The 26010-nt window shown below is 62.8% G+C and carries 20 protein-coding genes and 1 tRNA gene; 12 read left to right on the top strand and 9 right to left on the bottom strand.

Going from position 1 to position 26010, the window contains the following annotated elements; genetic code table 11:
* The first annotated feature begins 296 nt into the window (after positions 1–296).
* Positions 297–1430: a hypothetical protein gene (locus HMPREF2980_RS07645; protein WP_070691140.1), complete on the top strand. Its 1134-nt coding sequence runs from the start codon at positions 297–299 to the stop codon at positions 1428–1430.
* Positions 1431–1570: 140 nt separating this feature from the next.
* Here HMPREF2980_RS07645 and HMPREF2980_RS07640 read toward each other — a convergent pair.
* The 5 genes from HMPREF2980_RS07640 to HMPREF2980_RS07620 all read right to left on the bottom strand — a co-directional run bounded on the left by HMPREF2980_RS07640 (position 1571) and on the right by HMPREF2980_RS07620 (position 8859).
* Positions 1571–1644 (bottom strand) — tRNA-Pro (locus tag HMPREF2980_RS07640).
* 109 nt (positions 1645–1753) lie between these two features.
* Positions 1754–3616, bottom strand: a complete 1863-nt coding sequence (locus tag HMPREF2980_RS07635) for an ABC transporter ATP-binding protein (RefSeq protein WP_070691138.1) — start codon at positions 3614–3616, stop codon at positions 1754–1756.
* Positions 3616–5655, bottom strand: coding sequence for an ABC transporter ATP-binding protein (locus tag HMPREF2980_RS07630; RefSeq protein WP_070691135.1), 2040 nt, complete (start codon positions 5653–5655; stop codon positions 3616–3618). The genes HMPREF2980_RS07635 and HMPREF2980_RS07630 overlap by 1 nt, the downstream gene beginning before the upstream one ends.
* The gene (locus HMPREF2980_RS07625) at positions 5655–6674 is read right to left on the bottom strand and encodes a metallophosphoesterase (protein ID WP_070691133.1); all 1020 of its coding nucleotides are present in this window, start codon (positions 6672–6674) and stop codon (positions 5655–5657) included. Before HMPREF2980_RS07625 ends, HMPREF2980_RS07630 begins: the two co-directional genes overlap by 1 nt.
* A gap of 40 nt (positions 6675–6714) precedes the next feature.
* Positions 6715–8859, bottom strand: a complete 2145-nt coding sequence (locus HMPREF2980_RS07620; RefSeq protein ID WP_070691131.1) for a transglycosylase domain-containing protein — start codon at positions 8857–8859, stop codon at positions 6715–6717.
* Between the two features lie 166 nt (positions 8860–9025).
* Between HMPREF2980_RS07620 and HMPREF2980_RS07615 the strand changes: the two genes are divergently transcribed.
* The 3 genes from HMPREF2980_RS07615 to HMPREF2980_RS07605 all read left to right on the top strand — a co-directional run bounded on the left by HMPREF2980_RS07615 (position 9026) and on the right by HMPREF2980_RS07605 (position 11059).
* Positions 9026–9229, top strand: a complete 204-nt coding sequence (locus HMPREF2980_RS07615) for a DUF4177 domain-containing protein (RefSeq protein WP_005504647.1) — start codon at positions 9026–9028, stop codon at positions 9227–9229.
* Between the two features lie 185 nt (positions 9230–9414).
* A complete protein-coding gene (locus HMPREF2980_RS07610) occupies positions 9415–9897 on the top strand; it encodes a RidA family protein (RefSeq protein WP_049340984.1) in 483 nt (160 codons plus the stop codon).
* The gene (locus tag HMPREF2980_RS07605; RefSeq protein ID WP_049340986.1) at positions 9890–11059 is read left to right on the top strand and encodes an NUDIX hydrolase; all 1170 of its coding nucleotides are present in this window, start codon (positions 9890–9892) and stop codon (positions 11057–11059) included. Before HMPREF2980_RS07610 ends, HMPREF2980_RS07605 begins: the two co-directional genes overlap by 8 nt.
* A 146-nt stretch (positions 11060–11205) precedes the next feature.
* Here the strand turns inward: HMPREF2980_RS07605 and HMPREF2980_RS07600 are convergent, their stop codons facing one another.
* A complete protein-coding gene (locus HMPREF2980_RS07600) occupies positions 11206–11883 on the bottom strand; it encodes a Crp/Fnr family transcriptional regulator (RefSeq protein ID WP_012902921.1) in 678 nt (225 codons plus the stop codon).
* Between the two features lie 477 nt (positions 11884–12360).
* Between HMPREF2980_RS07600 and HMPREF2980_RS07595 the strand changes: the two genes are divergently transcribed.
* Positions 12361–13539: a MarP family serine protease gene (locus tag HMPREF2980_RS07595; protein WP_049340988.1), complete on the top strand. Its 1179-nt coding sequence runs from the start codon at positions 12361–12363 to the stop codon at positions 13537–13539.
* 80 nt (positions 13540–13619) lie between these two features.
* Here HMPREF2980_RS07595 and aroQ read toward each other — a convergent pair whose 3' ends face one another.
* The gene (gene aroQ, locus HMPREF2980_RS07590) at positions 13620–14060 is read right to left on the bottom strand and encodes a type II 3-dehydroquinate dehydratase (RefSeq protein ID WP_005504658.1); all 441 of its coding nucleotides are present in this window, start codon (positions 14058–14060) and stop codon (positions 13620–13622) included.
* Positions 14061–14245: 185 nt separating this feature from the next.
* Between aroQ and nth the strand changes: the two genes are divergently transcribed.
* Entirely contained in the window at positions 14246–15136 is an 891-nt protein-coding gene (nth, locus tag HMPREF2980_RS07585) for an endonuclease III (RefSeq protein ID WP_070691128.1), read from the top strand.
* A 41-nt stretch (positions 15137–15177) separates the two neighbouring features.
* A complete protein-coding gene (locus HMPREF2980_RS07580; RefSeq protein ID WP_070691126.1) occupies positions 15178–15942 on the top strand; it encodes an NUDIX hydrolase in 765 nt (254 codons plus the stop codon).
* 113 nt (positions 15943–16055) lie between these two features.
* Here HMPREF2980_RS07580 and HMPREF2980_RS07575 read toward each other — a convergent pair whose 3' ends face one another.
* The gene (locus HMPREF2980_RS07575) at positions 16056–18062 is read right to left on the bottom strand and encodes a bifunctional 3'-5' exonuclease/DNA polymerase (protein WP_070691123.1); all 2007 of its coding nucleotides are present in this window, start codon (positions 18060–18062) and stop codon (positions 16056–16058) included.
* A gap of 247 nt (positions 18063–18309) precedes the next feature.
* On the opposite strand from HMPREF2980_RS07575, the gene HMPREF2980_RS07570 reads away from it, so the two are divergent.
* The 5 genes from HMPREF2980_RS07570 (at position 18310) to HMPREF2980_RS07550 (ending at position 23181) form a co-directional block, all read left to right on the top strand.
* Positions 18310–19962 carry a TadA family conjugal transfer-associated ATPase gene (locus HMPREF2980_RS07570; protein WP_070642131.1) on the top strand — a complete coding sequence of 551 codons (1653 nt, stop codon included), beginning with the start codon at positions 18310–18312 and terminating at the stop codon, positions 19960–19962.
* Positions 19963–20004: 42 nt separating this feature from the next.
* On the top strand, positions 20005–21261 hold the full coding sequence (locus tag HMPREF2980_RS07565; RefSeq protein ID WP_070691120.1) for a type II secretion system F family protein: 1257 nt from the start codon (positions 20005–20007) through the stop codon (positions 21259–21261).
* Positions 21262–21389: 128 nt separating this feature from the next.
* Positions 21390–22019 carry a DUF4244 domain-containing protein gene (locus HMPREF2980_RS07560; protein WP_070691115.1) on the top strand — a complete coding sequence of 210 codons (630 nt, stop codon included), beginning with the start codon at positions 21390–21392 and terminating at the stop codon, positions 22017–22019.
* Positions 22020–22169: 150 nt separating this feature from the next.
* Entirely contained in the window at positions 22170–22634 is a 465-nt protein-coding gene (locus HMPREF2980_RS07555) for a TadE family type IV pilus minor pilin (RefSeq protein WP_246822904.1), read from the top strand.
* Positions 22621–23181 carry an Rv3654c family TadE-like protein gene (locus tag HMPREF2980_RS07550; RefSeq protein WP_049353873.1) on the top strand — a complete coding sequence of 187 codons (561 nt, stop codon included), beginning with the start codon at positions 22621–22623 and terminating at the stop codon, positions 23179–23181. Before HMPREF2980_RS07555 ends, HMPREF2980_RS07550 begins: the two co-directional genes overlap by 14 nt.
* Positions 23182–23232: 51 nt before the next feature.
* On the opposite strand, the gene HMPREF2980_RS07545 is transcribed toward HMPREF2980_RS07550, so the two are convergent.
* Positions 23233–25995 carry a DEAD/DEAH box helicase gene (locus HMPREF2980_RS07545; protein ID WP_070691113.1) on the bottom strand — a complete coding sequence of 921 codons (2763 nt, stop codon included), beginning with the start codon at positions 25993–25995 and terminating at the stop codon, positions 23233–23235.
* Between the last annotated feature and the right edge of the window lie 15 nt (positions 25996–26010).

The raw sequence follows: 26010 nt of genomic DNA, 5'->3' as shown, positions 1-26010 counted from the left end.
TGCGTTTGAGATAGTAAACGGGGCAAAAAATGCGCCCGCAGGAATGCCCCACCTTTGAGAACGTACCAATGGTACACACCTACCCCCACACAACAACACTTGAACAGCACTCACCAGGGGCGAAAGGCACCGGTCAACAGCCGGCAGAGAAGCGGCATGAGAGCAAAACCTCCGCGCCACCGCCCCGCTGGACACAGCTTCCACCGTTACACTTAACACCTATGCCAGCGCATCCGGCGCACACCCCCGGAAGCGGCATACAGACTCTCAAACACGGCACTACAAGGAGCGAGGACATGGCAGCAGGGCGCACTCAACCAATCCCCACCGTCAGCAGCGGGGCACGCGCCGCCTCCCTCGGAGGCACCCGACGCGACCTTGGGCTCGACCTCGCCCGCGCCTTCGCCGTGCTCAGCCTGCTCATCCCCTTCGGGTACTGGCTACAGCTGATCCCGGTGTCATGGAAATTCTGGATTCCGCAGACCCTCGTACCGGCAGAACCGCTCTTCGCCGCAATCCTCGGCGCAGCTGCCTGGCGGTACGCCCGCACCGCAAACTTTCCGCAGCTCTTCGCCGGAACCATCGTGCGATTCCTTGCACTACTACTGCTGGGCGTAGCGCTCATGCAAGGCATCACCTACCTGCCGCAACCGGGCGTCACCGTACCGGCACAGGGCTTCAGCTATTCTCTGCCCTTCGACATGCTCGTACACCTGGCACTACTCACCCTGCTGACCCTATTCGTCGTGCACCTGCCGCTGTGGGCAGTCGCAGTGCTTGCGGTGCTCACCAGCCCCTTCATCACCTGGACCTACACCCTGCTCATGGACGTAGCCGCCCAGGCTGATGCGTGGACCGCCGTGCAGCTACCCTTCCTGGCGAGCCACGGAGTCAACCACGCCCAAAGCGCCCAGCTCATCTGGGTCATGTGCCTGGGCATCGTACTCGTGCGCCTCTACGACAACCTGCAGGCAAAGCTCGCAATCCCCGTCGTACTCGCCGTGCTGGCGCTCGCCGTGTACCGCACCTTCAACCCCTACACGGAGCTGGGCTTCCTCAACAGCCCGCAGGTGCTGCTGACCCTGAACCTGGCGGCAACCCTCTACTTCTGGGCTGAATGCGCGCGCCTGCTTTCCGCACAGGCGGGAATGCTCACCCCCGTTGCTCGCCTGGGCCAGATGTCGCTGAGCGCCTCCATTGTGCTGAGCGGAATCATCATCTACGCCGGCCCCACCGTCAAGGCATTCACTGTCGGCGAGCACTACGTGGCAACCGGAGGCTGGGGCACCGCCGTGTACTGGAGCGCCTTCCTGCTGCTCGGTGCCGTCATCGCCCTGGGCTTCTGTGCCCTCTGGTCGCGCATGGCGCGCTCTATTGCCGGACGCGGCCCCCTGGAGGCGATTCTCGCCCTTATCTCCGGGCGCGGCTAAGCGGAACTGAACTCAACGTAAAAGCGACCCCCTACCTGCGTTCCTGCGCGGGGAGGGGGTCGCTTTTGTGCATTCAAGCTCTGCGGCAAAAAATACTGCGGGTACGACAAAGCCCCGGTCCAGCGGACCGGGGCTAGTTGTCGGGATGACAGGATTTGAACCTGCGACCTCGTCGTCCCGAACGACGCGCGCTACCAAGCTGCGCCACATCCCGATGTTGACCTATCAGCGAATACCGTAGGCAACTCACCTAGGATAACCCAAAAAAATTCAGAACGCAACACAACGGCACGCCACCGGATGTTGGGGCGGCTCAGAGGCGCCTAAGCGTCAGCCTCCTGAACCTGATTCAGCTCATCCCAGGAGGCGTACATCGCCGCAAAACGACCGCCGGAGGCAATCAGTTGCTGCGGGGAGCCATCCTCCACCACGGAGCCCTCATGAATCACCAGCACACGATCAGCACCCAGAACTGTCGAGAGGCGATGCGCAATCACCAGCGCCGTACGCCCCGCCAACACGGTTCGCAGCGCCGCCTGCACCGCACGCTCACTCGGAATGTCCAGCGAAGCCGTCGCCTCATCCAGAATCAGCACCCGCGGATTCGCCAAGAACACGCGAGCAAAGGACACCAGCTGACGCTGACCCGCCGACAGGGTAATACCGCCGCGGCCCAGCTGCGACTCGTAGCCCTCACACAGACGCTCAATGAACGCGTCAGCACCCACCGCCTTCGCGGCTGTCTTCACCTGCTCATCGGAGGCCTGCGGGTTACCCATGCGGATATTCTCCAGAATCGACGCGGAGAACAGGAACACCTCCTGGGTCAGCATGAGCACCTCACGGCGCAGCTGCACATCCGCCAGCTGGCGGACATCCACGCCGTCAATACGCACCTGACCGGCTGAGACATCGTAGAAACGAGCTACCAGCTTAGCGATAGTCGACTTACCGGCACCCGTAGCACCCACCAGCGCCACGGTCGTACCCGGCTCGATGCGCAGGGTCGTCTCCTTCAGCGCGTGACGATCCGACGTGTACCCAAAGACCGCCGAATCCAGCTCCACCAGGGCACCCTGAACCTTGCCGGACGCGCCCTCAGCGGTACCGGCGGCAGGCTCTACAGTCCGCTCATACGGATGATCCGGCTCAGCAACCTCCGGCTCCTCAGCCAAGAACGACGACAGCTTCTCCAGCGCAGACATCGCAGACTGGAACATGTTGTAGAACTCAGAAAGCTGCATGACCGGCTCAAACACACGGTTCGCGTAAATCACCAGAGCCAGCAGGGTGCCAATCTGCATGGTGCCGCCCAGCACCGCATAACCACCCAGCACCAGCGCACCGGCAATAAACACATTGCCTAAAAGCATCAGCATGGGCGAGTAGACGCCGAAAATCTTAATCGAATCCATCACCGCAAGGCGGTAACGCTCCGACGCCTGCGCGTACTCGGAACGCATCTGCGCCTCCGCACCAAACGCCTTCACCGCGCGGATACCCGTAAAAGTCTCCACAAAACGGCTCGTCAAATGCGCAGATTCGGTACGCATCATGCGGAAAACCGGCACCGCCGTCTTCTGGAACCAGCGCGTCAAGAAGTAAATCGGCACGCCCATGACCAGCATGAACAGGCCAATACGCCAATCCAGAAGGAAAATAGCGACCGCAGAAATCACCATGGACAGCAAGGTAATCGCCAACTGGCTGATGCCGCTATCCAAGAAGCTGCGGACCGTATCAATATCGCTGGTTAAACGCGAAATGACCTTGCCCGAGGTGTACCGCTCATGGAACGACACGCTCAGCAACTGCGCGTGACGGAACACCCGCTTACGCAGGTACACCACCACGCCCAGCGACACGCGCACCGTGTACGCCACGTTGACCCACGAAAAAATCGCGGTCACCGCGGTAGCCACCACAAAAAACGTCAGCAGGGTCAGTAGGGGAGAAACGTCACCCTGCTTGAGTGGCTCAATGGAACTATCCAAAACGCGGGCAATCAGAATCGGCGCAACCGCCGAGGAACCCGAGACCAAAAGCACTGAAATAATCGACAGAGCCAACGCCCCACGGTGCGGGCGCAACATCTGGCGCAGCAGAGCCATCGAGCGTTCACGGGTCTCCGCGCGCTCCTGCGGGCTCATCTGCTCCCGCGGCTCCGCCGGACGATGATGGGCCATTAGCCCTCCTCCATCGTCATCAGCTGACGGTACTGCTCCGAAGAGTCCATCAGCTCAGCGTGAGTACCCTCAGCCACCACGGCACCATCAACCATCAGCAACACGCGGTCAGCCAGAGCCACCGTGGAGGGGCGATGCGCCGTCAGCAGGGTAGTAGCACCGCCCAGGCCCTCCAGACCCTCACGCAGGCCGGTAATAATACGTTCCTCGGTGTTCACGTCCAGCGCCGAGAACGGGTCATCCAGCAGCAGAACGGAAGGGCGCTTCGCTAGGGCACGCGCCAACGACAGGCGCTGACGCTGACCACCGGACAGACTTAGGCCCTCCTCACCAATGACGGTATCCAGACCCTCGGGGAGCTCCGCTACGAAATCGCAGGCAGTCAGCTGCAGCGCGGTGTTCAGGGTCGCCTCCAGCTCTTCCTGGCTCGGGTAGTCCTCATCCTCGGTGCCGCGCTCGTACTGCTCGGCAACGCCCATCAGCACGTTCTCACGGACCGTGCCGGAGAAGAGCACCGCCTCCTCAAAGACGAACGCGGTCTGGGCGCGCACCTCCTCAATGGACATGTCGGCGGTATCTCGGGTTCCAAAACGCAGGGAACCGGAGGTCGGCTCGTAGAAACGCGGAACCAGCGACAGTACGGTCGACTTGCCGCTACCGGTTGCACCCACCAGCGCCAGAATCTCACCCGGGAAGACCTTGAAGTTTACGTCCTTCAGCACGGAAACCTCGGGTGCCTTCGTCTCAGAAGCAACTTCAGAATTCGCCTCAGTGGTAGCCTCAGCCGGCGCCTTGGTAGCGTCGTAGCTGAACTGAACGTGATCGAACGTGACAGATATTGCGCCACCGCTGGGGTACTGCATAGTTTCCTTCCCGGAGCCGCCCTCGGCAGACACTCCAGCTACTGTTGACGAATCAGAAGCACCCTGCGGATGCTCGGGCCCAGACACAGCCGCGGAGCCACGAACCAGCGGCACCGCCTCAAAGCCGGGCTCGTCCATGACCTCGTTGTGGCGTTCCAACGCCACCTTATAGCTCAAATAGGCAGACATCAGTGCGGTCGAGCGCGTCACGTGGCTGAGCACGGTTGTCTGCACCGCAAAGTAGGCGGTCATCGCGCCCAGGCTCAAGGTGCCCGCCGCAACCTGCGAAGCGCCCACAGCCAGCGCCACCGCCGTAGAGACACCCACAATCAGCCCCTGGTACAGGGCAACACGAGCCACAAGCATCGACCTGCCGTACTCGCGCACCTGCAGAGCATCCACCGACTCGGAATATTCCTGAATCTGCTCGGGGGAGCGGCCCAGCGCCTTAATCACGCGGATGCCGCGCACCGACTCCTCAATGCGGGTGGAGAGATCGCCCGTCATCTGCTGAATCTCATGTGAAGCACGGTAGTACTTGCGGGTGAAGTTCACCAGCGACAGCACCAGAATCGGCACGGTCACCACGAACACCAGCGCCAGGGACGGCGAAGAACGCAACATGAAGAAGCCACCGACCAGGAACATCACCGCAACAGTCAGCAGCTGCACAATACCGAAGGACAGCCAACGGCGAATCGTACCCAAATCGCTCATGGAACGGGTCAGCAACTGACCGGAGGGCCAACGATCCAGCAGAGAAAGCGGGGCGCTGAGCAGGCGGTCAAAGAAGTTCATACGCATGGACAGCTCAATCGTGGAGGTCGGGTCCACAATCAGCCAGCGCCTCCAGTACATGAAGGAGGCGTGCGCAATACCCAGCAGAAGCACCAGGCCGCCGGCAGTCCAGATGGCGCTTTCGGTGGTGCTCTGCGAGAGATGATCCACAATAATCTGCAACATCTGCGGGATGGAAATCTCAAGGGCACCGGCACCGAATGCCACGAGCAGACCCACACCCCAGCGCACACGAATCGGACGCGCATACGCGGCGAGGGTGCGCGGGGCACGCTGACCGTGCGCGTAGTCAATCGGGTCGGGGGTCGGTTCGCTCGCCGTCTCCAGGAAGGGATTACGGCGGCGCTTAGTTGTGCGCGCTGTAGAAGCCTCAGACATTAGAGACGACCACCCGCCGATGCAGCGGAGGTGCCCTGCTCCTTATCGCGAGCCGTGAGGGTCACCAGGATTGCCTCCGGCGGGCAGAACAGGCGCACCGGCGCAAAACGAGAGGTGCCCAAACCGGCAGAAACCTGAACCGGAATACCGGACTGTTCACTGACGCCCTTCGCACGCGAAGGCGGCAAATCGCAGTTGCTGACCAGAGCGTGACCGCCGGGCAGACAGACCTGACCGCCGTGCGTATGACCGGCAAAAATAGCCTGCGCACCGTCCTGCACGAAGCGGTGCAGGGTACGCATGTAGGGGGCGTGCGCCACGCCGATACGGATGCTCGGCTCCTCGCCCTCATCGAAGGCGCCGGGGGCGAAACCGGGGTGCTCATCGTAACGCAGGTGCGGGTCATCCACACCGGAGAATTCCAGGCGCAGACCCTTGAGATTCAGCGTATCGTAGCGATTGATTAGACCTGTCCAGCCGCGCGACTCGAAGGCGTCGTGCATCCGCTCAATGGGCAGGGCTACACGCGAGCCTTCCTCAATCATCTGCGGGGTGCGCGGCTGCCACAGGTAACGCGCCGGGTTCTTGAAAACCGGCGCGAAATAGCAATTCGAGCCGGGCACAAACACGCCGGGGAAGTCCATGAGCGGGTCGAGTGCCTCCAGCAGCGGGCCCATACCGTCCACGTGGGAGAGGTTATCACCCGTGTTCATCACCAAATCCGGCTCCAGGGCTGCCAGCGAGTGCATGAAGTCAATCTTCTTCTGCTGGCCCGGAATCATGTGCATATCCGAAATATGCAGAATCCTAAAGTCGGGGCTCCCGGCGGGCAACACCGGCAGGGACTCGGTGCGGAGCTGAAAATTGTTCAGCTCAATAAAGTGCCCATACGCCGCCGTGGCGGCCCCCAAGGCTGCAGTGGCGGCTACCGCCCCCGCTACCTTCTTCAGGAGCGGGGAGGAGCCGCGTGCGCCGGGGACCGCCACGGGGACGCGGGCGTTGACTGCGTTTTCACACATTATCAATCGCCTTTCAGGCTTCAGCTGATGAGCTGTGATTCTAGCTGTACGACAGAATCTTATCGCTGGGGGTGGTGAAGTCCTTCGTGTTGTACTTCGGTGCGATCGTCTTCATGAACGACTGCCACTGTGCACCCGCGTAGGTTGCACCATCGACGTACTCGAGGACTCGACCGTTAATGCCCACACCGTTCAGGGAGCGGAAGCCGAGGTTGTTAGAACCAACCCAAGACGCGGTGGACAGGCCACGAGTGTAGCCAACCTGCCAGGTCTGGGAGGAGTTATCGTTCGTACCGGTCTTCGCAGCCGAACCGTTCGGCAGACCAATACCGCGCTGAGAAGCGGAACCGCCAGGCTGGATAACACCCTTCAGAACCCAGCTGACACCGTTCGCGATGTCCGGATCCAGGACCTGCTCACACTGGTTCTGGTATTCCTTCATGGTTTCACCGTTGGTCTTGGTGATCTTCTCGATGGGGCGCGGGGTGCAGTACTTACCCTCGGAAGCGAAGATAGCGTACATGGATGCGCTGGTCAGCGGGGAGATACCGTACTTGGTACCACCAATGTTGGTACCCAGGTCGGGGATGCTGTGCAGCGGTTCGCCGGTACCGTCCAGGGCGTGCATCTTGATGGACAGGTCGTGCACATCGCACAGGTCAATCTGGGAGAGCATGCCGTACAGGTACGAGTTCAACGACTGGCGAATACCGTACGCAGCGGTACCGTAGGTCAGACCGCCGTTGACTGCGTTCTTGTAGGACCAGCCGTTCGGCTGACCGGTGTAGTAGTACTTACCGCCGTCGTAGCACTTGGCGTTCCAACCGAAGCTGGTGGGCCAGAACAGCTGGGTACCGTTCACGGTAGCGTTAGCGCCGCGGCCGCTGATGAGCCACTGAGCCAGAATAATCGGTTTGAACGTCGAACCGGGCTGGAAGCCGCGGGTACCACCGTAGGCGCTATCAACGTTGTAGTTGTACTCGGTCTTGGAATGGTCGTTTGCGTCAGCCGGGGTGCCGAGCTCGGTGTTCTGTGCCATCGCGATGACGCGACCGGTACCGGGCTCAACACTGGTCAGGGCGGAGTTCACGTCGTTCCAGTTGGTTGCTGCCGGCTGGGTGGAGTCCACAGCCTGCTTAGCCGCGGTCTGAGCCTCGGGGTTCAGGGTGGTGATCACCTTCAGGCCGCCACGCTTGATAGCGGTGTTACGCAGCTCAGCGGTTGCGCCGAGGGACTCATCCTGCAGCAGGTAGTTGACCACGTAGCGGCAGAAGAACGCCTTATCGCCTGCCAGGGAGCAACCCTGGGACTTGGTGTGGACGTTGAGCTTAATATCGCTGGCGATAGCGTCGCTGTATTCCTTATCGGTAATCTTGCCGTCGCGGAGCATAGTGCCCAGAACGATGTCGCGGCGTTCACGGGCGAGTTCGGGGTTCACGGTCGGATCGTACACGTTAGGTGCCTGCACCAGACCGGCAAGAAGCGCGGACTGTGCCACGTTCAGGTCCTTAGCGGAAATACCCCAGTAGTACTGTGCAGCAGCCTCAACACCGTAGTTCGAACCACCAAGGTTCACGATGTTCAGGTAGCCTTCAAGGATTTCGTCCTTGGACTTGTTCTGCTCCATAGAAATCGCAAGCTTCATCTCGCGAATCTTTGCAGCGTACGTCTTGTTACCGTTCAGGGTTGCGGTAGCGTCCTCACCACGAGCCACAGCGGAGTCAACAATGAGGTTGTTAACGTACTGCTGGGTCAGGGTAGATGCACCCTGGCGGCGGCCGCTGTTGGAGTTAATGATGTTGTTCAAGAACGCACGACCGATACCGATAGCGGAGACAGCACCGTGATTGTAGAAATCACGGTCCTCCACCGAAACGATAGCGTCCTTCATGTGCTGAGAAATCTGATCCAGCTTGACCGGTTCACGGTTCTCTTCAAAGAAGGTTGCGATTTCGGTCTTGCCGTCAGCAGCGTAAATAGTAGAAGGACGGGAGGAGATGCCATCGGCAATGTCGTCAGGAAGGTCCTGGAACCATGACATCGACGCGTTCGCGACCATACCGGCACTCACTGCCGGGGGTACGACAATAATTGCCGCGAGGAAACCGGCAATCACGCTGAACGCGAGGAACTGCAAAAAATCTCCCGGGCGGCGACGCGCACGGGTTTTCTTAGATGAAGCCATTCATTCAGTTTATCCCATGAAGCTGTGAGAGAAAGCCCGTCTCGCCACCCCACAGGGAGGTGGGCGCCTCAGCCCTGAGAATAAAGCCCCCAAAAGCGCCGGACATTGACCGAAACCATAGTAAATCCCTTTTACTTATTCGACCCTGAAAGCTAGTCTAGAGGGTATGAAGAAATGGGAATACGCAACTGTACCGCTGATGATCCACACGACCAAGGCAATCCTCGACAACTGGGGTGAAGACGGCTGGGAGCTCGTAACCGTTCTCCCCGGCGCATCCGCACCTGCTGGTGCAACCCCCGCGTCGAACATGGTCGCTCCGACTCAGGGCAACCCCATCGCCTACTTTAAGCGCGAGAAGGCTGACTAAGAGCAGCGTACCCGGCGGTCACCTCGCTATCCCGACTCTCCTATAACTAGGGGAGTGCGGGAATAGATGAGGCAGACCGCCGGTTAGCCGTTTAACAGCTGCCTGAATATCAGTAGCGTTTAGATTTACAGCATTTCCCCTATCACCGTTTGGGTGCCAGCACCCGCCATCCTTCTGGAGTAATCATGACTGAATCCCGTATTGAAGCACGTATCCGCGAACTCGGTTACGAACTGCCCGTAGCACCCGCCCCCGTTGCAGCCTACGTTCCGGCTGTTACGTCCGGTTCCTACGTGTACACCTCCGGTCAGCTGCCCTTCGTTGAGGGTGCGCTGCCCGAAACCGGTAAGGTATCCGACTCCGGCGCTGAAGGCTTCGTGACCCCCGAGGATGCGAAGAAGTACGCGGGTATCTGCCTGCTCAACGCCCTGGCAGCGGTCAAGTCCGTCATTGGCGACCTGGACCGCGTGCAGCGCGTCGTGAAGGTTGTCGGCTTCGTGGCATCCGAGGTGAACTTCACTGCTCAGCCCGCCGTCATTAACGGTGCCTCCGAACTGCTCGGCGAAATCTTCGGCGAGGCAGGCCAGCACGCCCGCTCCGCCGTCGGTGTTCCCGTCCTTCCCCTCGATTCGCCCGTAGAGGTCGAAATCATCGTTGAGTATGTCTAAGCTGTACACCGGCGCGCTGCCGCTGTCTGCTATTCGTGCTGCCCAGGCTCAGCGGGCGGCGCAGGACGCTCCCGATAAGACTGCATACACCGCATCCGCACAGGACAACGGCACCGCCCAAAACATCAAGACTCTACCCCAGCCGGTGCAGGAACGCCGCTTCGGCACTCCCACCCCGGCTGAGGGCGTGGAACGCCCCCGCGTGTTCACCGGCCGCCAGTCAGGCCCGCGCACCGCATCCATCCAGCGTCTCTACACGATTCCCGAGTTCATGCGCACCGCCGCCGAAAGCTGGCGCGAATGCGGCAACGAAGGCACGACCGGCTGCACGATGCGCCAGGCGGCATCCGTCATTTTTGTGCGCGACGGCGACAACGGCCTCGAAACGATTCTGACCTACCGTCCCGGCACCTCCCCGCTGGGCGTGGTGGCTTTCCCCGGCGGTACGGCTCTTCCCGGTGATGATGAGTCCGCCTCCTGGGTGGGTCCCGGCGCCGACTACTGGCAGGAACAATTCCACTTCTCCGATATTGCGCAGGCACGCCGCAGCGTCATGGCAGCCGTGCGTGAATCCTTTGAAGAGACCGGCATTCTGCTTGCAGGCGAGGACGAACAGGACGTCGTGGAACGCTCCAGCACCCCTGAGCTCATGGCGTGGCGTGAAGCGGTTGCCGAGCAGGACAAGAGCTTCTCGGACTTCTTGACCTCCAGCGGCTTGAGCGTGCGCGCCGACCTGCTGCGCCCGGTCGCGCGCTGGCAGTCCCCGGACTTCTTCCTCAAACGCTACGATATCGCCTACTTCACCACGGCGTTGCCCGTCGGTCAGGACCCGAAGCTACTGCTCGGTAAGGGCGTGTGGGGTGACTGGCTGAACGTGCGTGAACTGCTCGAAGCCAAGGACACCAGCGAACTGGGTGACCGCATCGGCCAGCCCAACACGGTGGGCCGTACCCTCGACCAGCTCATTACCCCCGGCGTGATGTGCATGCTCGAATCGCTGGCGAAGGCACAGACTTCCGTGGCGTGGCTGTCCAAGCGCCGCAATATTGAGGTGAAGAAGCCCGTGCTCGTCACCCACAACGGTGCGTGCATGCTCTCCTTCACCGAGGTGGTTCCGGCTACCACCGGTTCCATATACACCGGCGCGATGGGTGCGCTCTAAGAGGGTATTGCAGCCGTTCGCTCGTACGATGAAGCGTTAAAGAAATCAGGAGCCGTTTCCCCATGCAGAGGGAAACGGCTCCTGATCTATTTAAGCTGTGCGTCTTTCAGCGAGGGCGTCCTAGAATGCCCTAACTCAAAGAGACCTTAGCGGGAACGCTGGCGCAGGCGGGGCAGGTCCAGAATGACAACTGCGCGTGCCTCCAGACGGATCCAGCCGCGAGAAACGAACTCGGCAAGAGCCTTGTTCACGGTCTCGCGGGATGCGCCAACCAGCTGTGCCAGCTCTTCCTGAGTCAGCTCGTGAGCAACGAGCACGCCGTCGGTTGCGGGGCGGCCGAAGCGGTCAGCCAGGTCCAGCAGCGCCTTAGCGAGGCGGCCGGGAACGTCGGAGAAGACCAGGTCAGCCAGTGCCTCGTTAGCGTGGCGCAGGCGGCGAGCCAGAGTCTTAATAACCTGATCGGAGATAGTGGGATCGAGCTGCTGTGCACGCTTGAAGGACTCGTGCTTGATGGCAGCCAGGCGAGTCTCAGAGACAGCCACAGCGTTGGTCGAACGGGGCGAAGGATCGAAGAGAGCCATCTCGCCGAAGACGTCACCGGGACCCATGATTGCAACCATATTCTCGCGGCCGTCAGCGGCGGTGCGACCCAGCTTGACCTTACCGGAGAGTACAGCGAAGAGCTGGTCGTCCTGGTCACCCTCGTAGAAGAGGACGGCGTTGCGGGAGAGGTCAATCTCCTGAATGTCATCGGTCAGCAGAGCGAAAGCTGCGTCGTCGAGGTTAGCAAAGAGAGGGGTACGACGGAGGATCTCGAGATCCATAAAGTTCTCCTAGATATGAGGTGATGAGCCGAAACTCGTAAATGTTCAGTGAGTGAGCCCGAACCGGTGTCATGCGTCTCAACATCTGAAATGTGAGAAGGCTCAAGCTAGTGTGACATATTCAACTGATACGAGCGTACCCTAAAAAAGCGCTTTATGCATTCCGATACAGCGAGCTTTACACCAAAAGTTATTTCTTCCGAGAAAATTCAAAGCTTCCCCACAGGTTTACCACCTAATATCAGGCATTCAGGTGTGTACTTTTATCGGTACCAAGCACGCTGACACCCTCATGACAAACAGGCACCCGCCTCCACACGCGGTACGATGCGACGAGGCAGAAACCCGGTCCCAAAAACCCGGAACCGCCCCGCCATACCCGGGTGACAGCACGCCGCCACACTCACCGGGCACAGCCCGCACCAACCACAATGGGCACACCGTGACCACTTCTACCCACCAAGGAGGCAATTAGTCGTGACGACTGGCATCAACCTGCTTGATATTGCTATCCCCATCATTCTGCTGCTCTACTTCCTCGCCGGAGTCCGCAGCGGATTCTTCACCACCCTCGGAACCTTCCTCGGCCTGGGCCTGGGCGTCTGCGCCGCAGCCTGGCTCGTGCCCCTCGCCGTGGCATCCGTGGGATCCCAGTGGAGCCTCATTACCGCCGTCGGTGTGCTCGTCATCTGCCTGACCATCGGACAGTGGCTCGGTATCCTTGCCGGGCGCACCATCCGCCGCGTCACTGACATCACCCCGCTCAAGGGCATTGAACGCTTCTTCGGCGGCGTGCTGAACCTCGCCGCCTGCGCCCTGGTCATGGTAGTGCTGACCATCTCCATGCGCACCGTACCCATCCCGCAGCTCAACACTGCGCTCAGCGAATCCAAGACCCTCTCCTGGATGGTCGCCTCCACCCCCGAGGTCGTCAAGGACCGCATCAACACGGTACGCAATGACGTGCTCGCCTTCGGAACCATTCCGGAAGTCAGCCAGCTCATCGCCCCCGAAACCAGCGCCCCCACCCAGACCGTAGAATCCGCGGCACTGGACCGGGCGGCTGCCTCCGTCGTTGAGATTCTGGGTGCCGCAGAGCAGTGCGGCTACACCTCCACCGGCTCCGGCTTCGTGGCGGACAACGGCCTGGTCGTCACCAACGCCCACGTGGTCGCCGGCGTGACCTCCCCGGTCGTGCAGGACTCCCGCGGCCGCACCTGGCCCGGCACCGTCGTCTACATGGATACCGAACAGGACCTCGCCTTCATCAGCGTGCCCAAGCTGCCGCTCGAACCGCTGACCATCGGCACCAACGCCACCGCAGGTAGCCTTGTAACCTTCATGGGCTACCCCAAGGGCGGCCCGTTCAAGGCACTGCCCGCCACCGTGCAGGGCATCGGCAACACCCAAACCATCGATGCCGACACCGGCCGCGCCAACGCCATGCGCCAGGTCTACCAACTGGCAGCCGACGTGCAGCACGGCAACTCCGGCGGCCCCGTCCTCGACGAAAACGGCAACGTGGTCGGCGTGATCTTCGGTAAGGCAACCACCGGCCAGACCGGCTACGCCATCACCGCAAGCACCCTCAAGCAGGCACTGGCTGAAGGTGGCGACAACACCGCCGCAGTCTCCACCGGCACCTGCCGCAAGTAGCTAACAAAAACATTCAGGCTCCCGAACCTCTAGCGAGGAACGGGAGCCTGAACTATTTAACGAAAGGAGGCGGCGCGCTGTTATTCCGCCAGATGCTGCGCCAGGAAATCAACCGCCATGACATAGCCGTACGCACCCGCACCGGCAATCACCGCGGTAGCCTGCGGCGACACAAACGAATGATGACGGAACTGCTCACGACGATGCACATTCGACAGATGCACCTCAACCACCGGAAGCTCAGCCGCCTCCAGTGCATCATGCAGCGCCACCGACGTGTGGGTGTACGCCGCCGGGTTGATAATAATCGCCGCGCCACGAGTACGAGCACGCTGAATCTCATCCACCAGCGCGCCCTCATGATTCGACTGCATAAACTCAACATCAAAACCATGATCCGCCGCGCGCTCACGCACCATACGCTCAATATCGTGCAGAGTGGTGTAGCCGTACACCTCGGGGCGGCGCTGCCCAAGCAGGTTCAAATTCGGTCCATTAAGCACAAAAATCGTATCTGACATAAAACCAGTGTGGCACAGCGAGCGCCCGCTGAGCGCTAGCCGACGCGAACTGCCCAGAAAATGATGCGGAGGAGGGGAGAGCGCAGGCGCGTGGCGGATGCGCATCCCCGCATACGGGGGGCGACGCGAGCCAAGTACGGTGAACCTCGCTACCGCCCACACCCAAAGCCCGGTAACCTCGCGCTATGACCGAGAACGCCACCCGCACCGAAGTAGAGAACAGCGAATCGCTCCTGCAGATTCGCTTCGTCCCCGAATTCAAAGCCGCAGCCGCAGCCCGCCGCCTCAACGCACGCGCACCCGAAAGCCACCTCGCCACCATGCGCCGCGCCCGCAAAATCAACCGCATCCTCGGCGAAACCTACCCCTACGCCGTCGCAGAACTCGACTTCGACAACCCCTTCGAGCTGCTCATCGCCACCGTGCTCTCGGCACAAACCACCGATGTGCGCGTCAACTCCGTGACCGGTGCACTCTTCGCGCGCTACCCCGATGCAGCCGCGCTCGCCTCCGCACGCACCGAAGAAGTCGAACCCTACATTCAGTCCCTCGGCTTCTACCGCGCCAAGGCACGCTCCATCGTCACCCTCTCCCAGCAGCTCGTCGAACGCCACAACGGGCAGGTACCCTCCACCCTCGAAGAGCTCGTAGAACTCGCCGGAGTCGGCCGCAAAACCGCGAACGTCGTACTCGGAAACGCCTTCGACGTGCCCGGACTGACCGTAGACACCCACTTCGGCCGCCTCGCCCGCCGCATGGGATTCACCACCGCCGATGCCCCCGAGACGGTCGAAAAAGACGTCGCCGAGCTCATCGAACGCAAAGACTGGACGCTCTTCTCACACCGCATGGTCTACCACGGCCGCCGCATCTGCCACGCCAAAAAGCCCGCCTGCGGCGTGTGCCCGGTTGCCGATCTCTGCCCGTCCTACGGCGCAGGGGAGACGAACGAGCAGGCAGCACGTAAACTCATGAAATACGAAATGGCACCCGGCCGAGAAGACCTGCACCTGCGATTCCTGCAGGGCGCAACCCGCCGCGAACTCATGGCTGAAGGCTACCCGCTCAGCGCCTAACGGCGCCTGGATTGAAGCCCGCGCAGAAAAGAGGTACACAGATGAGCGAAAACACGCCCCAGCAGGAGGCGCAACACCCCGCCCAGCAGGCGTTGACGGCTCTCGCAGAAGGCGGCGTGGAATTCGATGTCCAAGCCCTGTTGCGCAGCGCACCCGCCAGCCCCCTGAGCAAAGAAGCCGCCGTACTGATTCTCTTCGGCGTGCTCGATGACTCGCCCTCCACCGGCGAATTTGACGGCTGCCCCGACAACGTCAGCGCCGACCTGGACGTGCTCCTGCTCGTGCGTGCCACAACCCTGCGCTCACACGCCGGTCAGCCCGCCTTCCCCGGCGGCAAAATCGACCCCGAAGACTACGCGCTCGCCGAAACCACCGGCGAACCCGTCGCCCACATCGCCGCCCTGCGCGAGGCGGTCGAAGAAACCGGGCTCGACCCCGCCGGTGTGCAGGTCCTCGGCCAGCTGCGCACCCTGCCGCTGCCCATCAGCAACTTCATGGTCACCCCCGTTATCGGCTGGTGGAACAGCCCCGTGCCCGTCGAGGTCGTCGACCACAACGAATCCGCGCTCATCGCCCGCGTGCCCGTGCGCGACCTGCTCAACCCCGCCAACCGGCACACCGCCTACGTCAAACGTGGCCGCACCTCACACCGCACCCCCGCCTTCGAGGTGCGCATGCCCGGCGGCGAAGAATTTATCGTCTGGGGGTTCACCGCGATTCTGCTCGACCGAATCTTTGACTCGCTCGGCTGGACCGTGCCCTGGGACAAGAAAAAGATGCGCCCGGCACCCGGCTACGAAGAATAAAGACTCTCGCGGAATAAGTCCCTGACTTGCAGATACGAGGTGTAGATAGGGGCGGCAGGTAGCTTGAACGAAGCTACCCGCCGCCCCTATTTTTGCCTTTATTCGCCCGCAGATTATTTACCGTCTGCGTAGTTGTGCACCCGCGCCACCGACACCGGAAAATCAACCGGCACCCGACCGAAGAGCAGACGCGCCGCCTCCGCAGCACCCTCACGTACAATACGCTCCACGCGATCCGCCTCCAGCTCAGGACCGCACAGCAGAAGCTCATCGTGCAAAAAATACACAATGCGGGTGCGCATCGGCATACCAAAAATCCGCTCAGACAGCAGACGAGAACGCACCGCGCCCATCCAACACAGAGCCCACTCCGCAGCCGTACCCTGAACAATAAAATTGCGGGTCATGCGGCCGTGCGCACGCGCCGTCGATACGGCACGCGACTCAGCCGCCGGCGACGACCGATCGGCCACAATCTCACGGAAACGCTCATCCACCGGCGGGGAGGTACGACCCAAAAAAGTTGTCACCTGACCGCCCGCCTCACCAATACGAGCCGCACGCTCCGTAAACTCCATCGCCTGCGGAAAAAGCGCCGCCACATGCGGCAACAGCGCACCAATCTCACCGCTGCGGCCGCCATACATAATCGCCAGCATGCCCACCTTCGCGTGGGAACGCTCCGTCAAACCCACACCCTTCAGGCGCGCCAACTCGGCAATACCCGCATACAGGTCAGCGCCACGACCCGCCGAAGCGAGCGCCTCATCACGGCTCAACGCCGCCAGGATGCGTGGCTCAATCTGCGAGCCGTCCGTCACCGTCAGCACCTGACCCTCCGGCGCTTGCACCGCCTGACGAATCTCCGCAGGAAGCTGCAGCGCGCCACCGCCGGAAGCGCCCCAGCGCCCGGTCGCGGCGCCACCCACCTCAAGATGTGGGCGGAACGCACCCTCAGAAACCCAGGTATCAGCCCACGTCCAGCCGTTAGCAGTCCAAATGCGGTACAGCTTCTTATAACGCAGAATCGGGTCAATCAGCGCCCAACGCTTATCCCGCTGAGCCGGAATCGCATCCGCCCAACTCTTCAACTCCCATGATCGCGTAGACTTCACTGAAACCCCCGCAGACTGCAGAGCGCGCAAAAGATCCTGCGGCGAATCCGGGTTCAACGACGGCATAAACAGCATGCGCTGAATCTGCTCCGCCAACTCCTGCATCTTCTGCGGACGCTCACCCGGCACCGGGCGCGGGCCCAACAACTCGCACAGATGCTCATGATGCGTCTGCACATTAAACGGGATGCCGTAATAACCAATCTCAGCGGCCACCAACGCACCGGCAGACTCAGCCGCCGCCAAAAGACGTAGCCGCTCCGGGTGCCTCGACTCACTAATAGCGCGCGCCTGCGCCAGCCACTCACGCATCAGCACACGCACCACCGGATGCTCCGGCAGCAGAGTCACCGGGCCCGCCGCCAACTGCTGGGCAAAAGGCTCATGGGGTGCCGCCTCCAGGAAATCGGGGGAGGAATCTGCAGAGGAATCGGCGGGTGCGGCGGAAGAGGTGGCGGGGGCACTCAAAAAATCAGCGCCGAACAGCTCCTCCTGACCCTGAATCTGCCGCGCCACCGGCAGATACCCCTGAGGCTCCACCGCCTCACGCAGATCAGCAAGATCCAGCACCGGGCTGTACTCCACAAAATCGCTCGGATGCGTAGCGGCAGTCGCCAAAATTCGCTGCACCAGACGCAAATCATGGCACAGATGCACCCGCACCCCGCGGTGCAGAAGCAGCGGGTCAACGTGGCGGGTATCAGCCCAAATCCAGCGCGGAAAACGCGCCTCCGCCGACTCGGACGCCTGACGCTCCACCTCACGCACATACGCCGGAAGATTCGCCGCACTCACCCGGTCCGCACGCGTAATCCGCGGAATAAAGGTCGGGTCCTGCAACTGCTCAGCGGTCGGCGCCGAAAAATGAAAAGCACCCCACGACGTCACCGGCTGGGCACCGCGCGGCGAAGCACCCGCGGCAATAACCGAGGCGACCGGGTGCGCGGGGGTGCCGGTCTGGGCGGTAATACCCGCGCCGGTGGCAGGACTGAGTAGAACGTACATTCTTCCATTATCGGTGACCGGGTGCGAAGGCGCGCGGTTTGCGGATGAGCGGGCACGGGATACGTGCGAAAAGTACTGTGGGTGCGAGAGGGCAGAACGCGCCGGGGTTTGTCATAAAAGCGCCGGATGCGTGCGTTTTGTTCGTTTGAGGTGCGTGCATCGTGGATATTTCGGGGTGCACGAGGGGTTATCCACAGAACGCTCATTCTTTTAAAAATCGAGGCGAGCGCAATGCTCTCCTAGAGCCATGAACCCCACCAGCAACCCCGCCAGCAACACTGGTAACCCCAATGGATACCCGACCCGCACCGCGCAGAGTCTAAACACGCAGAGCCCAAGCACGCAGGCGCAGGGAAAGAACGCGCCGGGCATGAAAGCGCCGGGAACGAAAGCACTAGGTACGCCGAGCGCACAGCACATGGGCGCGCTACCCGCTCTGCTCATCCCCGAAGACTACCGCGCCCGCGCCGTCGCCCTGCACGCCCGCGAGCTAATCCTGCGCTCGCCGCAGATGAGCGCTATCGCCCTGAATGGTTTTAGTGGCGGGTTCGGTGCCGGATTTGGCAGCGGATTTGGTACCGGGGTCAGTGCCGGGTTCGAGAAGACAGAGGAGCGCCCGCCCGCAGAGGGTGTAGCTGCCGCGGGCAGTGCAAACGTTGCGAGTGCCGCGGGCGGTGAATTACTCCAGGACTCCCAGCCCCTCCGTGAGATTCTCGAAAATGCCGTGGACGAGGCAATCTACGCCATCGACGGCGGATGCCAGGGGAATGCCTGGGGGAACGCGAACGCAGAAGGAACGGGCGTAGACGGAACTAATGTGACGAAGCCCCGAAAATTCCGTGCCAAAACGGCGCCGCCCGCGCCCGCCTCCTGGAGCTACCCCAGCGTGGAATACGTGCCCGTCAACCGGCAGACCGCGCTGCGCTACCTCGCCGCGGAACTTTACGGCCTCGGCGTCCTCGACCTGCTCCTCGACGAGGGGCAACGCGCCGGAACCATCACCGATATTTACGTGAACTCGCCCTGCGATATCTGGGCGGGCATCAACGGAACCACCCGCCCCGTAGCGCTGAGCCTCGGCAATGAGCGGCGCGTGCGTGACCTCGCCGAGCGGCTCATCCGCAGGCACGGCGGGCAGCTGGACGCCGCGCATCCGGCGGCTGACATTAGCGACGAGCATGGTAGGCGCATCCACGCGATTATCCCGCCGCTGAGCGAACGCACCCGGCTCTCCGTGCGCCTACCCGCCCGCGAGCGCCCCACCCTGGCGCAGCTGCAGGCCGCCGGGCTGTGCGATGAGGCGACCGCCGCCTACCTGCGCCGCATGATTGCCGAACGCCGCGGGTTCCTCATTAGCGGCGGCACCGGCACTGGCAAAACCACGCTGCTCAACGCTCTGCTGGGTCTGTGTACGCCGCAGGAGCGCCTCATTTTGCTCGAAGATACCCCGGAACTTGCGCCGCAGCATGAGCAGGTAATCGCCCTCAAAACCCGCGCCGCGAACTCCGAGGGTGCCGGCGAAATCGGGCTGGGTGAGCTGATCGTGCAGGCGCTGCGCATGGGCCCGGATCGGCTCGTGGTGGGTGAGTGCCGCGGTGCGGAGGTGGTGCACCTGCTGACCGCCATGAATACCGGTCACCGCGGTGCTGGAACGACCCTGCATGCCAATAGTGCGCAGGCGGTGCCTCTGCGTTTGTGTGCTCTGGGTGCGCTCGCCGGACTGGATAGTAGAACGGTCGCTCTACATACGGCGACGGCTTTTGAACGCATTATCCACCTGGAACACCGGGACGGTCGCCGCCGCATCGAGGGTATCTACAGTCTGCACCCCGCCACGCAGGGGAGCGAAAAGTACCTGCAGGTCAGGCGTATTTCTGTCGAATCCAATGTTGGGTACTAGCCCCCGAAATGGGGGAAACGGAAAACGTGAAAGGAGGAAGCAATGAAGCAGAAAGAGAAGAGTAATGGAAGCCCTCGCGGACGCTGGGCTGAGTGCTGGGTTGAGCGTATCGCCGGGCCCGCCAGTGCCGAGGAAATGCGCATGTGGCCGCTCATGTTGCGCACCCTCGCGCTGAGCCTGCGCGCCGGTATTCCTCTGCAGGAAGCGGTGCACGCCAACCCGGGCTCCGGGCAACTCGGGGAGTCCGGGCAGTTCGGGGAGAACGAGCTGGTGCAGGGTGCGGGGAAAACGCACGCAAAGAAAACAACCGCCCGGAAAAGCACCCGACTCCGACGAGCGCGAAGCTCCTCGCCGCTCTCCGAAGACTACGGGCAGAAGCGGTGCGCCGAAGATATTCGCCGCTTCACGCAGGCGCTCGCCACGGTCACCTCCTGGGGTGCCCCAGCGCACCTCGCCTGCGCCCAACTGCTCGAAAACAGCGCCCGGATGCGCCCGCACAGTCGCGAGCGCCTGCACGACCTGCAGCTGAGCCTTCGTATGAGTGAGAGCGCCGGCGCGCCGCTCGCCACGAGCCTGGAACGCGCCGCCGAACACGCCGAAGAACGCATTGACGCGCTCCTGGGTAGGCAGAGCGCCCTCGCCGCACCGCGCGCCACCGGCAGAATCCTCTCCTGGCTGCCGTTGCTCGGCCTGGGTCTGGGTGTGCTCATGGGAAGCGACCCCGTGGGCGTGTTGACCGGCTCCATTCTCGGGGCGCTTACCGGCTTGCTCGGGTTGGGGCTCGCCTTTGCCGGGCGACGCTGGACCGCCGTGCTCGTGCATCGGGCTGAGGTGGAGAGCGCGGCAAGTAGTGGAGCCGAACAAACCTCGAACGTGCCGCCCGTCGATACCGCCCTCGTGCTGGAACTACTCGCCGCGCAACTACGCGCCGGGCTCGCACCGCTCGCCGCCCTGGGCACCCTCGCCGAGGCGCTCAACAGCCGACCGCTACACACGGTCTGCCAGCGCCTACAGATGGGCAGCGGTTGGGGGAGCGCCTGGTCGGGCTCCGCGGCGGGAACCTTCGGTGAGCTGCGGGATGCGCTCGCCCCCGCCTACACGGGCGGCGCACCCAGCACTGCGCTACTGCTCTCCCTCGCCGATGCGCACCGCCTCAGCGAGCGCCGCGCGGCAGAACGTGCCGCAGGAAGGCTCTCCGTGGCGCTCGTGGTGCCCCTCGGGCTGTGTTCGCTACCCGCCTTTATCTGCCTGGGTATTGTGCCCATCCTCATTTCGCTGCTACCCACGCTGACTGGCTAAAGAACCAAGCCCATAAGCGCTGTTGACTAGCTGAAATGCCGAAAAGTTTAGACCCTCGCTCTGCGCCTCGAAGGCAGAAGAGCACCCACCCCGCCCCGAATGACCGGGGCGCAACGAAAGGAAAACCAATGACGAACACCCTCTGCGAAGCAATCCGCCACGACCTGCACCCGGGCGATGCCCCGATTACTGCCCCGGTCGGCGCACCGCGTGAAATTCAGGCTCACGCACCCGGTGCTGAAGCGCAGACCATTCTGGGTCCCGTACCGCTGTCCGTTGCCATTGCAACCACCATGAAGCAGCTGCGCGAAGAATGCCCCGAGCTTTTTACCGATGTTGAACTTTTCACCGGCGCTGAGCAGAAGCATGCCGGCCCTAGGATTGACCCCGCCGAAATGGAGATGGATATGAACACTGACCGCCTGAGCCCCGAGCAGGCGCTGACCATTGCCCGAGCGCTCGCCGAGGGCTGCACCCTGGACGAATGCGGCGCCACCTGCCGCAGCCTGGGTGAGCACGCGCCCGGCTGTGCCGAATACGTGCCTGCTGAAGGCGATGAAAAGACGCCCGCTGAGTATGCCCCGGCGGGTGATCCGGAGGAGGGCGCCTCCACCGCGGAGTACGGCATTGTGATGCTTGCGGCGGTCGGCTTTGCTGGTCTGCTGGTGCTGATTCTCAAGTCCGATGAGGTGCGTTCCATGCTCCTGGATATTGTGCGTAATGCGCTGTCTATTGCGGGCAATACGGGACTGCTCTAGCGCTTTTGAAAATTCCATCGTGGAGTTTTGCTCTAGGTGCTATGCACCCCGAAAAATGAGGCAAGAAAGGAGGAATAAAGAATGAATGCTCATGTGAATTTGGGTGCTTGGTGGCATGCTCAATCCGCAGGTAAAACCGGGGCGGAATCGGTGCCCGATACCCCGCACGAGGACGCCGCAGAAGAGGGTGTCATCACCGCCGAATTTGCGGTCGCCCTACCCGCCGTGACGGTGGTGCTCGCCCTCTGCCTGGGCGCCGCCTCCACGGGGGTTGCGCAGCTCAAGGTGGAGGAATCCGCGCGAACGGCTGCCCGCGCCGCCGCCCGCGGAGACTCCGAGGCGCAGATTCGCTCCGCCGTCAGTCGCATCGACCCGGCGCAGAGTGTGCAGATTTCCGTTTCTCCTGATAGCGCAGTTGATGCAGGGGAGGGGCGCGCCCGGCAGGTGCACGTGCGGGTGAGCCGCCCCGCCCCCGGCGTGATTGGCTCGACGACCGGCTGGGTACTGCGAGCGGACGCCCATGCCCGCGTTGAAGGTGGTGCTGGCAGTCAAGAAGGCACTGGCGCTCAGGAAAGCGCTGACAGTGAAGAAAGCATCGGCAATGATGGTGAATAAAAGCTCGGTTCTCGCCTGCTCCGCGGAAGAGCAACCCGAAGAGGGTAGCGGCACCGTCCTCGCCCTCGCCATTATTGCCGCGCTGCTGGTGCTGACCGTGGTAATTGCCGGGCTCATCGGGGTGGTTTCTGCGAATCGCAGGGCGTCCGCCGCCGCCGATTTGAGTGCGCTCGCGGCGGCGGATGCCTACCGCGGGCTCACAGAGGGCGACCCGTGCGCGGTCGCAGCGGACCTTGCCGAACGCCACGGCGCGCACCTGGAATCCTGCACGTTTCCGGATCGCCCCGAAACGGTGGAGGTGACGGTCGCCGTCCCCGTCGCAGGACCCATGGGCATGCTGGGCCCGGCGAGGGTGCGTGCCCGCGCCGGGGCTGAGTCCCCCGAGGAAGAGCTTCCCGAAGAAGAGCGCGCGGCGGCGGGGGACGCGGAGGAGCTGAGCCCCGATGAGGTTGCCGAGCTGGAGGAAGAGCTGGGAGCCGAGCGGGACTCGGTGCCCGAATCTCCCGATCCGGAAGGCCCAGTCGACCCAGAAAACCCCACCGACTAGGCTTTTTGCGCTCACCGGGAGTTGTCATCCCAGCTTGCGTGACCTGTGTTCCTACACCTCCGCCATACTCCGCAACATTGCCGTCAGCAGCGCCCGCGCGCCGTGTTTGCTGAGCGGCTCGTTGCGGTTGCCGCATTTGGGCGAGTGCACGCAGGAGGGGCAACCGTTTTCGCATCCGCAGCTTTCGATTGCTTCAAGGGTGGCGCTCAGCCACTGCGCAACCGCGTTGAAGCCGCGCTCGCTAATGCCCGCGCCGCCGGGTGCGGCGTCGTAGACGAAAATGGTGGGCCTGCCGGTGTCCATGTGAAGCAGCGTGGAGAGTCCACCCAAATCCCAGCGGTCGCTGGTGGCGATGAGCGGCAGCAGTCCGATGGCGGCGTGCTCGGCGGCGTGCAGGGTGCCGGGGCCGTCCTCTTCGGTTACGCCCGCGCCGAATAGGTAGCTGGGCTCGAAGGTGAACCAGACCGCCTCGGTCATGAGCACTTCCGGCGGCATGGGTTGCGCTTCTTCGCCCAGGTATTCGCCGCCGTAGACGGAGAAGCGCCGGTATCCGGTGACCTGGTCGGTGACCTGAACCTGCCCGCGGTGCATGGTGAGCGGGGCGAGCTGCTGCGCGTCGGTTTCGGGGATTGAGATTTCGGGAGCAAGCTCGCTGGGAACCGCTTCCCCAACATTCTGCGCACCGTAACTAACCCGCGCACGCTCCGCCAGAATACGCACCTCGGTGCTCTCAACGGCGCGCGTGTAGTAGTCCGGGTAGACGCGGCTGAGCAGAATCACGCGCTCGCCCTCGCTGAGGGACTCGACCACGTACTGCGCGCTCTGGTGAATGTAGATTGCGCCCGGGTGCCCCTGGCTCATGGCGTGTGCGGCGTCCATGGTGCCAACCAGGGTGCCGTCTTCGGTGTCGATGAGCTGGTAGGGTCCGCCGCCGGTGCCGCGGATATCGACCAGGTCGGCGGCGGATTCGGCGTGCGTCCAGTACCAGCCGTCCGGGCGGCGACGCAGGTATCCCTGCTGTACCAGTCGGTCCAGCAGTGCGGCGGTGTGCGGTCCGAACAGGCTTAGCTCTTCGGTGCGGATGGGCGCCTCCTGCGCGGCGGCGCACAGCTGCGGGGAGAGCACGTACGGGTTCGTCGGGTCGAAAACAGTCGCCTCAACCTCCTGCCCGAAGATTGCCTCCGGGTGGTGCACCAGGTAGGTGTCGAGCGGGTTGTCGTCGGCGATGAGTACAGCGAGCGCATCCTGACCGCTTCGGCCCGCGCGGCCCACGCGCTGCATGAAGGAGGCGCGGGTACCCGGCCAGCCCGCCACGATGACCGCGTCCAGTCCGGAGATGTCGATGCCCAGTTCCAGGGCGGAGGTGCTCGCCAGGCCGAGCAGTTCGCCGTTGCGGAGCTTGCGTTCGAGTTCGCGGCGCTCTTCGGGGGTGTACCCGGCGCGGTATGCGGCGACGCGGTGGGAGAGGCCCTCCTCCACCTCGTCGAGGTAGCGTTGGGTCTTCTGCGAGAGGATTTCTACGCTGCGGCGCGAACCGGCGAAAACCAGGGAGCGGGTGCGGGAAAGCACCAGGTCGGTGAGCATTTGCGCGCCCTGCTCCACGGGGGAGACGCGGCGCGGCGCCTCCTGCTCAGCCTTCGACTGGACTGCCTGCTGCTGGGTGCTGCGGGCGCCCTTGGCGAGCTGATCGTGCGCCTTGGGCGGCATGAATTCGGGCTCCCAGAGCGCGACGGTGGTTTCACCGCGTGCGGAGGTGGACTCGGTAATGGCGGTGACCGCCTGCTGCGGCACGCCGATGAGCTTGGAGAAAGACTCGACCGGGTTGGAGCTGGTTGCGGAGGCGCCGTAGAACACAGGCACGGTGCGGTAGAGTGCGCAGACGCGGCGCAGGCGGCGCAGCAGATTGGCGATGTGCGCGCCGAAAACGCCGCGGTAGCTGTGTGCTTCGTCGAGCACCACGTAGCGTAGCCCGCGCAGGAAGGATGCCCACTGCCGGTGGTTGCTCAGGATTGAGTAGTTGAGCATGTCCGGGGTGGTGAGGATGAAGTTGGCGTGTTCGCGGATCCAGCGGCGTTCGCCGGTTGGGGTGTCGCCGTCGTAGCTTGCCGCGTGGAGTCCGGGCAGGTTGTAGGAGGTGAGGGCGGTGAGCTGGTCGGCGGAGAGTGCCTTCGCCGGGGAAATGTAGAGAACGTTCGCTCTATTATTGAGGTTTTCTGCCCCGGAATACGCGGAAGTCGAGCTCACTGGCTCGCCGCAGGATGCGCGGTAGATAGCGTCCAGGGTGGGCATGAGGTAGCTCAGGGTCTTGCCCGAGGCGGTACCCGTCGCCACGATCACGTGACCGCCGCTGCCGGTGCTCTTCGCTGATGCCTCAGAGCGCTCAGTCTCAACACGCCCCGCCTGCCAGCCGTAGCGCGCCGCGCTCGCCGCCAGCGCCGCATCAAGACCCGCATGGGCGGCGTCTGCCGCCTGCACCTGGTGGGCGTAGGGCTCGGCAATGCCGAGCGATTCAAAGGCCTCCACCACGCGCGGATGCAGCCATTGCGGCCAGGGCGCGTAGCTCGCCTCCCTAGCGGGAACGGTGTGGATATGGGTCACCTGCTCGGGCAGGGTTCCGGTGCGTTCCGCCTCCGGCAACAGGGATGCCAGTACCTGCTGTGCGCTCGCGGGAAGCTCGCGGTATTGCAGCGTTTTGGGGTGCGCCGCAGACTGCCCCTGCGCCTGGTTGGGTTGGTGTACAGACTGGTGCGCGGACTGCTGTTTGGGGTGCTGGTTGGGATTCTGCGAAGGGGTGCTGTGCGGCATGGGTTCCATTGTAGAGCGGCGGGC

It is taken from the genome of Rothia sp. HMSC076D04 (assembly GCF_001814645.1).
GTDB classification, from domain to species: domain Bacteria; phylum Actinomycetota; class Actinomycetes; order Actinomycetales; family Micrococcaceae; genus Rothia; species Rothia mucilaginosa.
This window is presented reverse-complemented; position numbering and strand designations above follow the sequence as displayed.

What these genes read in the sequence shown, in the direction of transcription:
- HMPREF2980_RS07645 (WP_070691140.1), top strand. Translation starts at nt 297, where the DNA reads ATGGCAGCAGGGCGCACTCAACCAATCCCCACCGTCAGCAGCGGGGCA.
- HMPREF2980_RS07635 (WP_070691138.1), bottom strand. Translation starts at nt 3,616, where the DNA reads ATGGCCCATCATCGTCCGGCGGAGCCGCGGGAGCAGATGAGCCCGCAG.
- HMPREF2980_RS07630 (WP_070691135.1), bottom strand. Translation starts at nt 5,655, where the DNA reads ATGTCTGAGGCTTCTACAGCGCGCACAACTAAGCGCCGCCGTAATCCC.
- HMPREF2980_RS07625 (WP_070691133.1), bottom strand. Translation starts at nt 6,674, where the DNA reads ATGTGTGAAAACGCAGTCAACGCCCGCGTCCCCGTGGCGGTCCCCGGC.
- HMPREF2980_RS07620 (WP_070691131.1), bottom strand. Translation starts at nt 8,859, where the DNA reads ATGGCTTCATCTAAGAAAACCCGTGCGCGTCGCCGCCCGGGAGATTTT.
- HMPREF2980_RS07615 (WP_005504647.1), top strand. Translation starts at nt 9,026, where the DNA reads ATGAAGAAATGGGAATACGCAACTGTACCGCTGATGATCCACACGACC.
- HMPREF2980_RS07610 (WP_049340984.1), top strand. Translation starts at nt 9,415, where the DNA reads ATGACTGAATCCCGTATTGAAGCACGTATCCGCGAACTCGGTTACGAA.
- HMPREF2980_RS07605 (WP_049340986.1), top strand. Translation starts at nt 9,890, where the DNA reads ATGTCTAAGCTGTACACCGGCGCGCTGCCGCTGTCTGCTATTCGTGCT.
- HMPREF2980_RS07600 (WP_012902921.1), bottom strand. Translation starts at nt 11,883, where the DNA reads ATGGATCTCGAGATCCTCCGTCGTACCCCTCTCTTTGCTAACCTCGAC.
- aroQ (WP_005504658.1), bottom strand. Translation starts at nt 14,060, where the DNA reads ATGTCAGATACGATTTTTGTGCTTAATGGACCGAATTTGAACCTGCTT.
- nth (WP_070691128.1), top strand. Translation starts at nt 14,246, where the DNA reads ATGACCGAGAACGCCACCCGCACCGAAGTAGAGAACAGCGAATCGCTC.
- HMPREF2980_RS07580 (WP_070691126.1), top strand. Translation starts at nt 15,178, where the DNA reads ATGAGCGAAAACACGCCCCAGCAGGAGGCGCAACACCCCGCCCAGCAG.
- HMPREF2980_RS07575 (WP_070691123.1), bottom strand. Translation starts at nt 18,062, where the DNA reads ATGTACGTTCTACTCAGTCCTGCCACCGGCGCGGGTATTACCGCCCAG.
- HMPREF2980_RS07570 (WP_070642131.1), top strand. Translation starts at nt 18,310, where the DNA reads ATGAACCCCACCAGCAACCCCGCCAGCAACACTGGTAACCCCAATGGA.
- HMPREF2980_RS07565 (WP_070691120.1), top strand. Translation starts at nt 20,005, where the DNA reads ATGAAGCAGAAAGAGAAGAGTAATGGAAGCCCTCGCGGACGCTGGGCT.
- HMPREF2980_RS07560 (WP_070691115.1), top strand. Translation starts at nt 21,390, where the DNA reads ATGACGAACACCCTCTGCGAAGCAATCCGCCACGACCTGCACCCGGGC.
- HMPREF2980_RS07550 (WP_049353873.1), top strand. Translation starts at nt 22,621, where the DNA reads ATGATGGTGAATAAAAGCTCGGTTCTCGCCTGCTCCGCGGAAGAGCAA.
- HMPREF2980_RS07545 (WP_070691113.1), bottom strand. Translation starts at nt 25,995, where the DNA reads ATGGAACCCATGCCGCACAGCACCCCTTCGCAGAATCCCAACCAGCAC.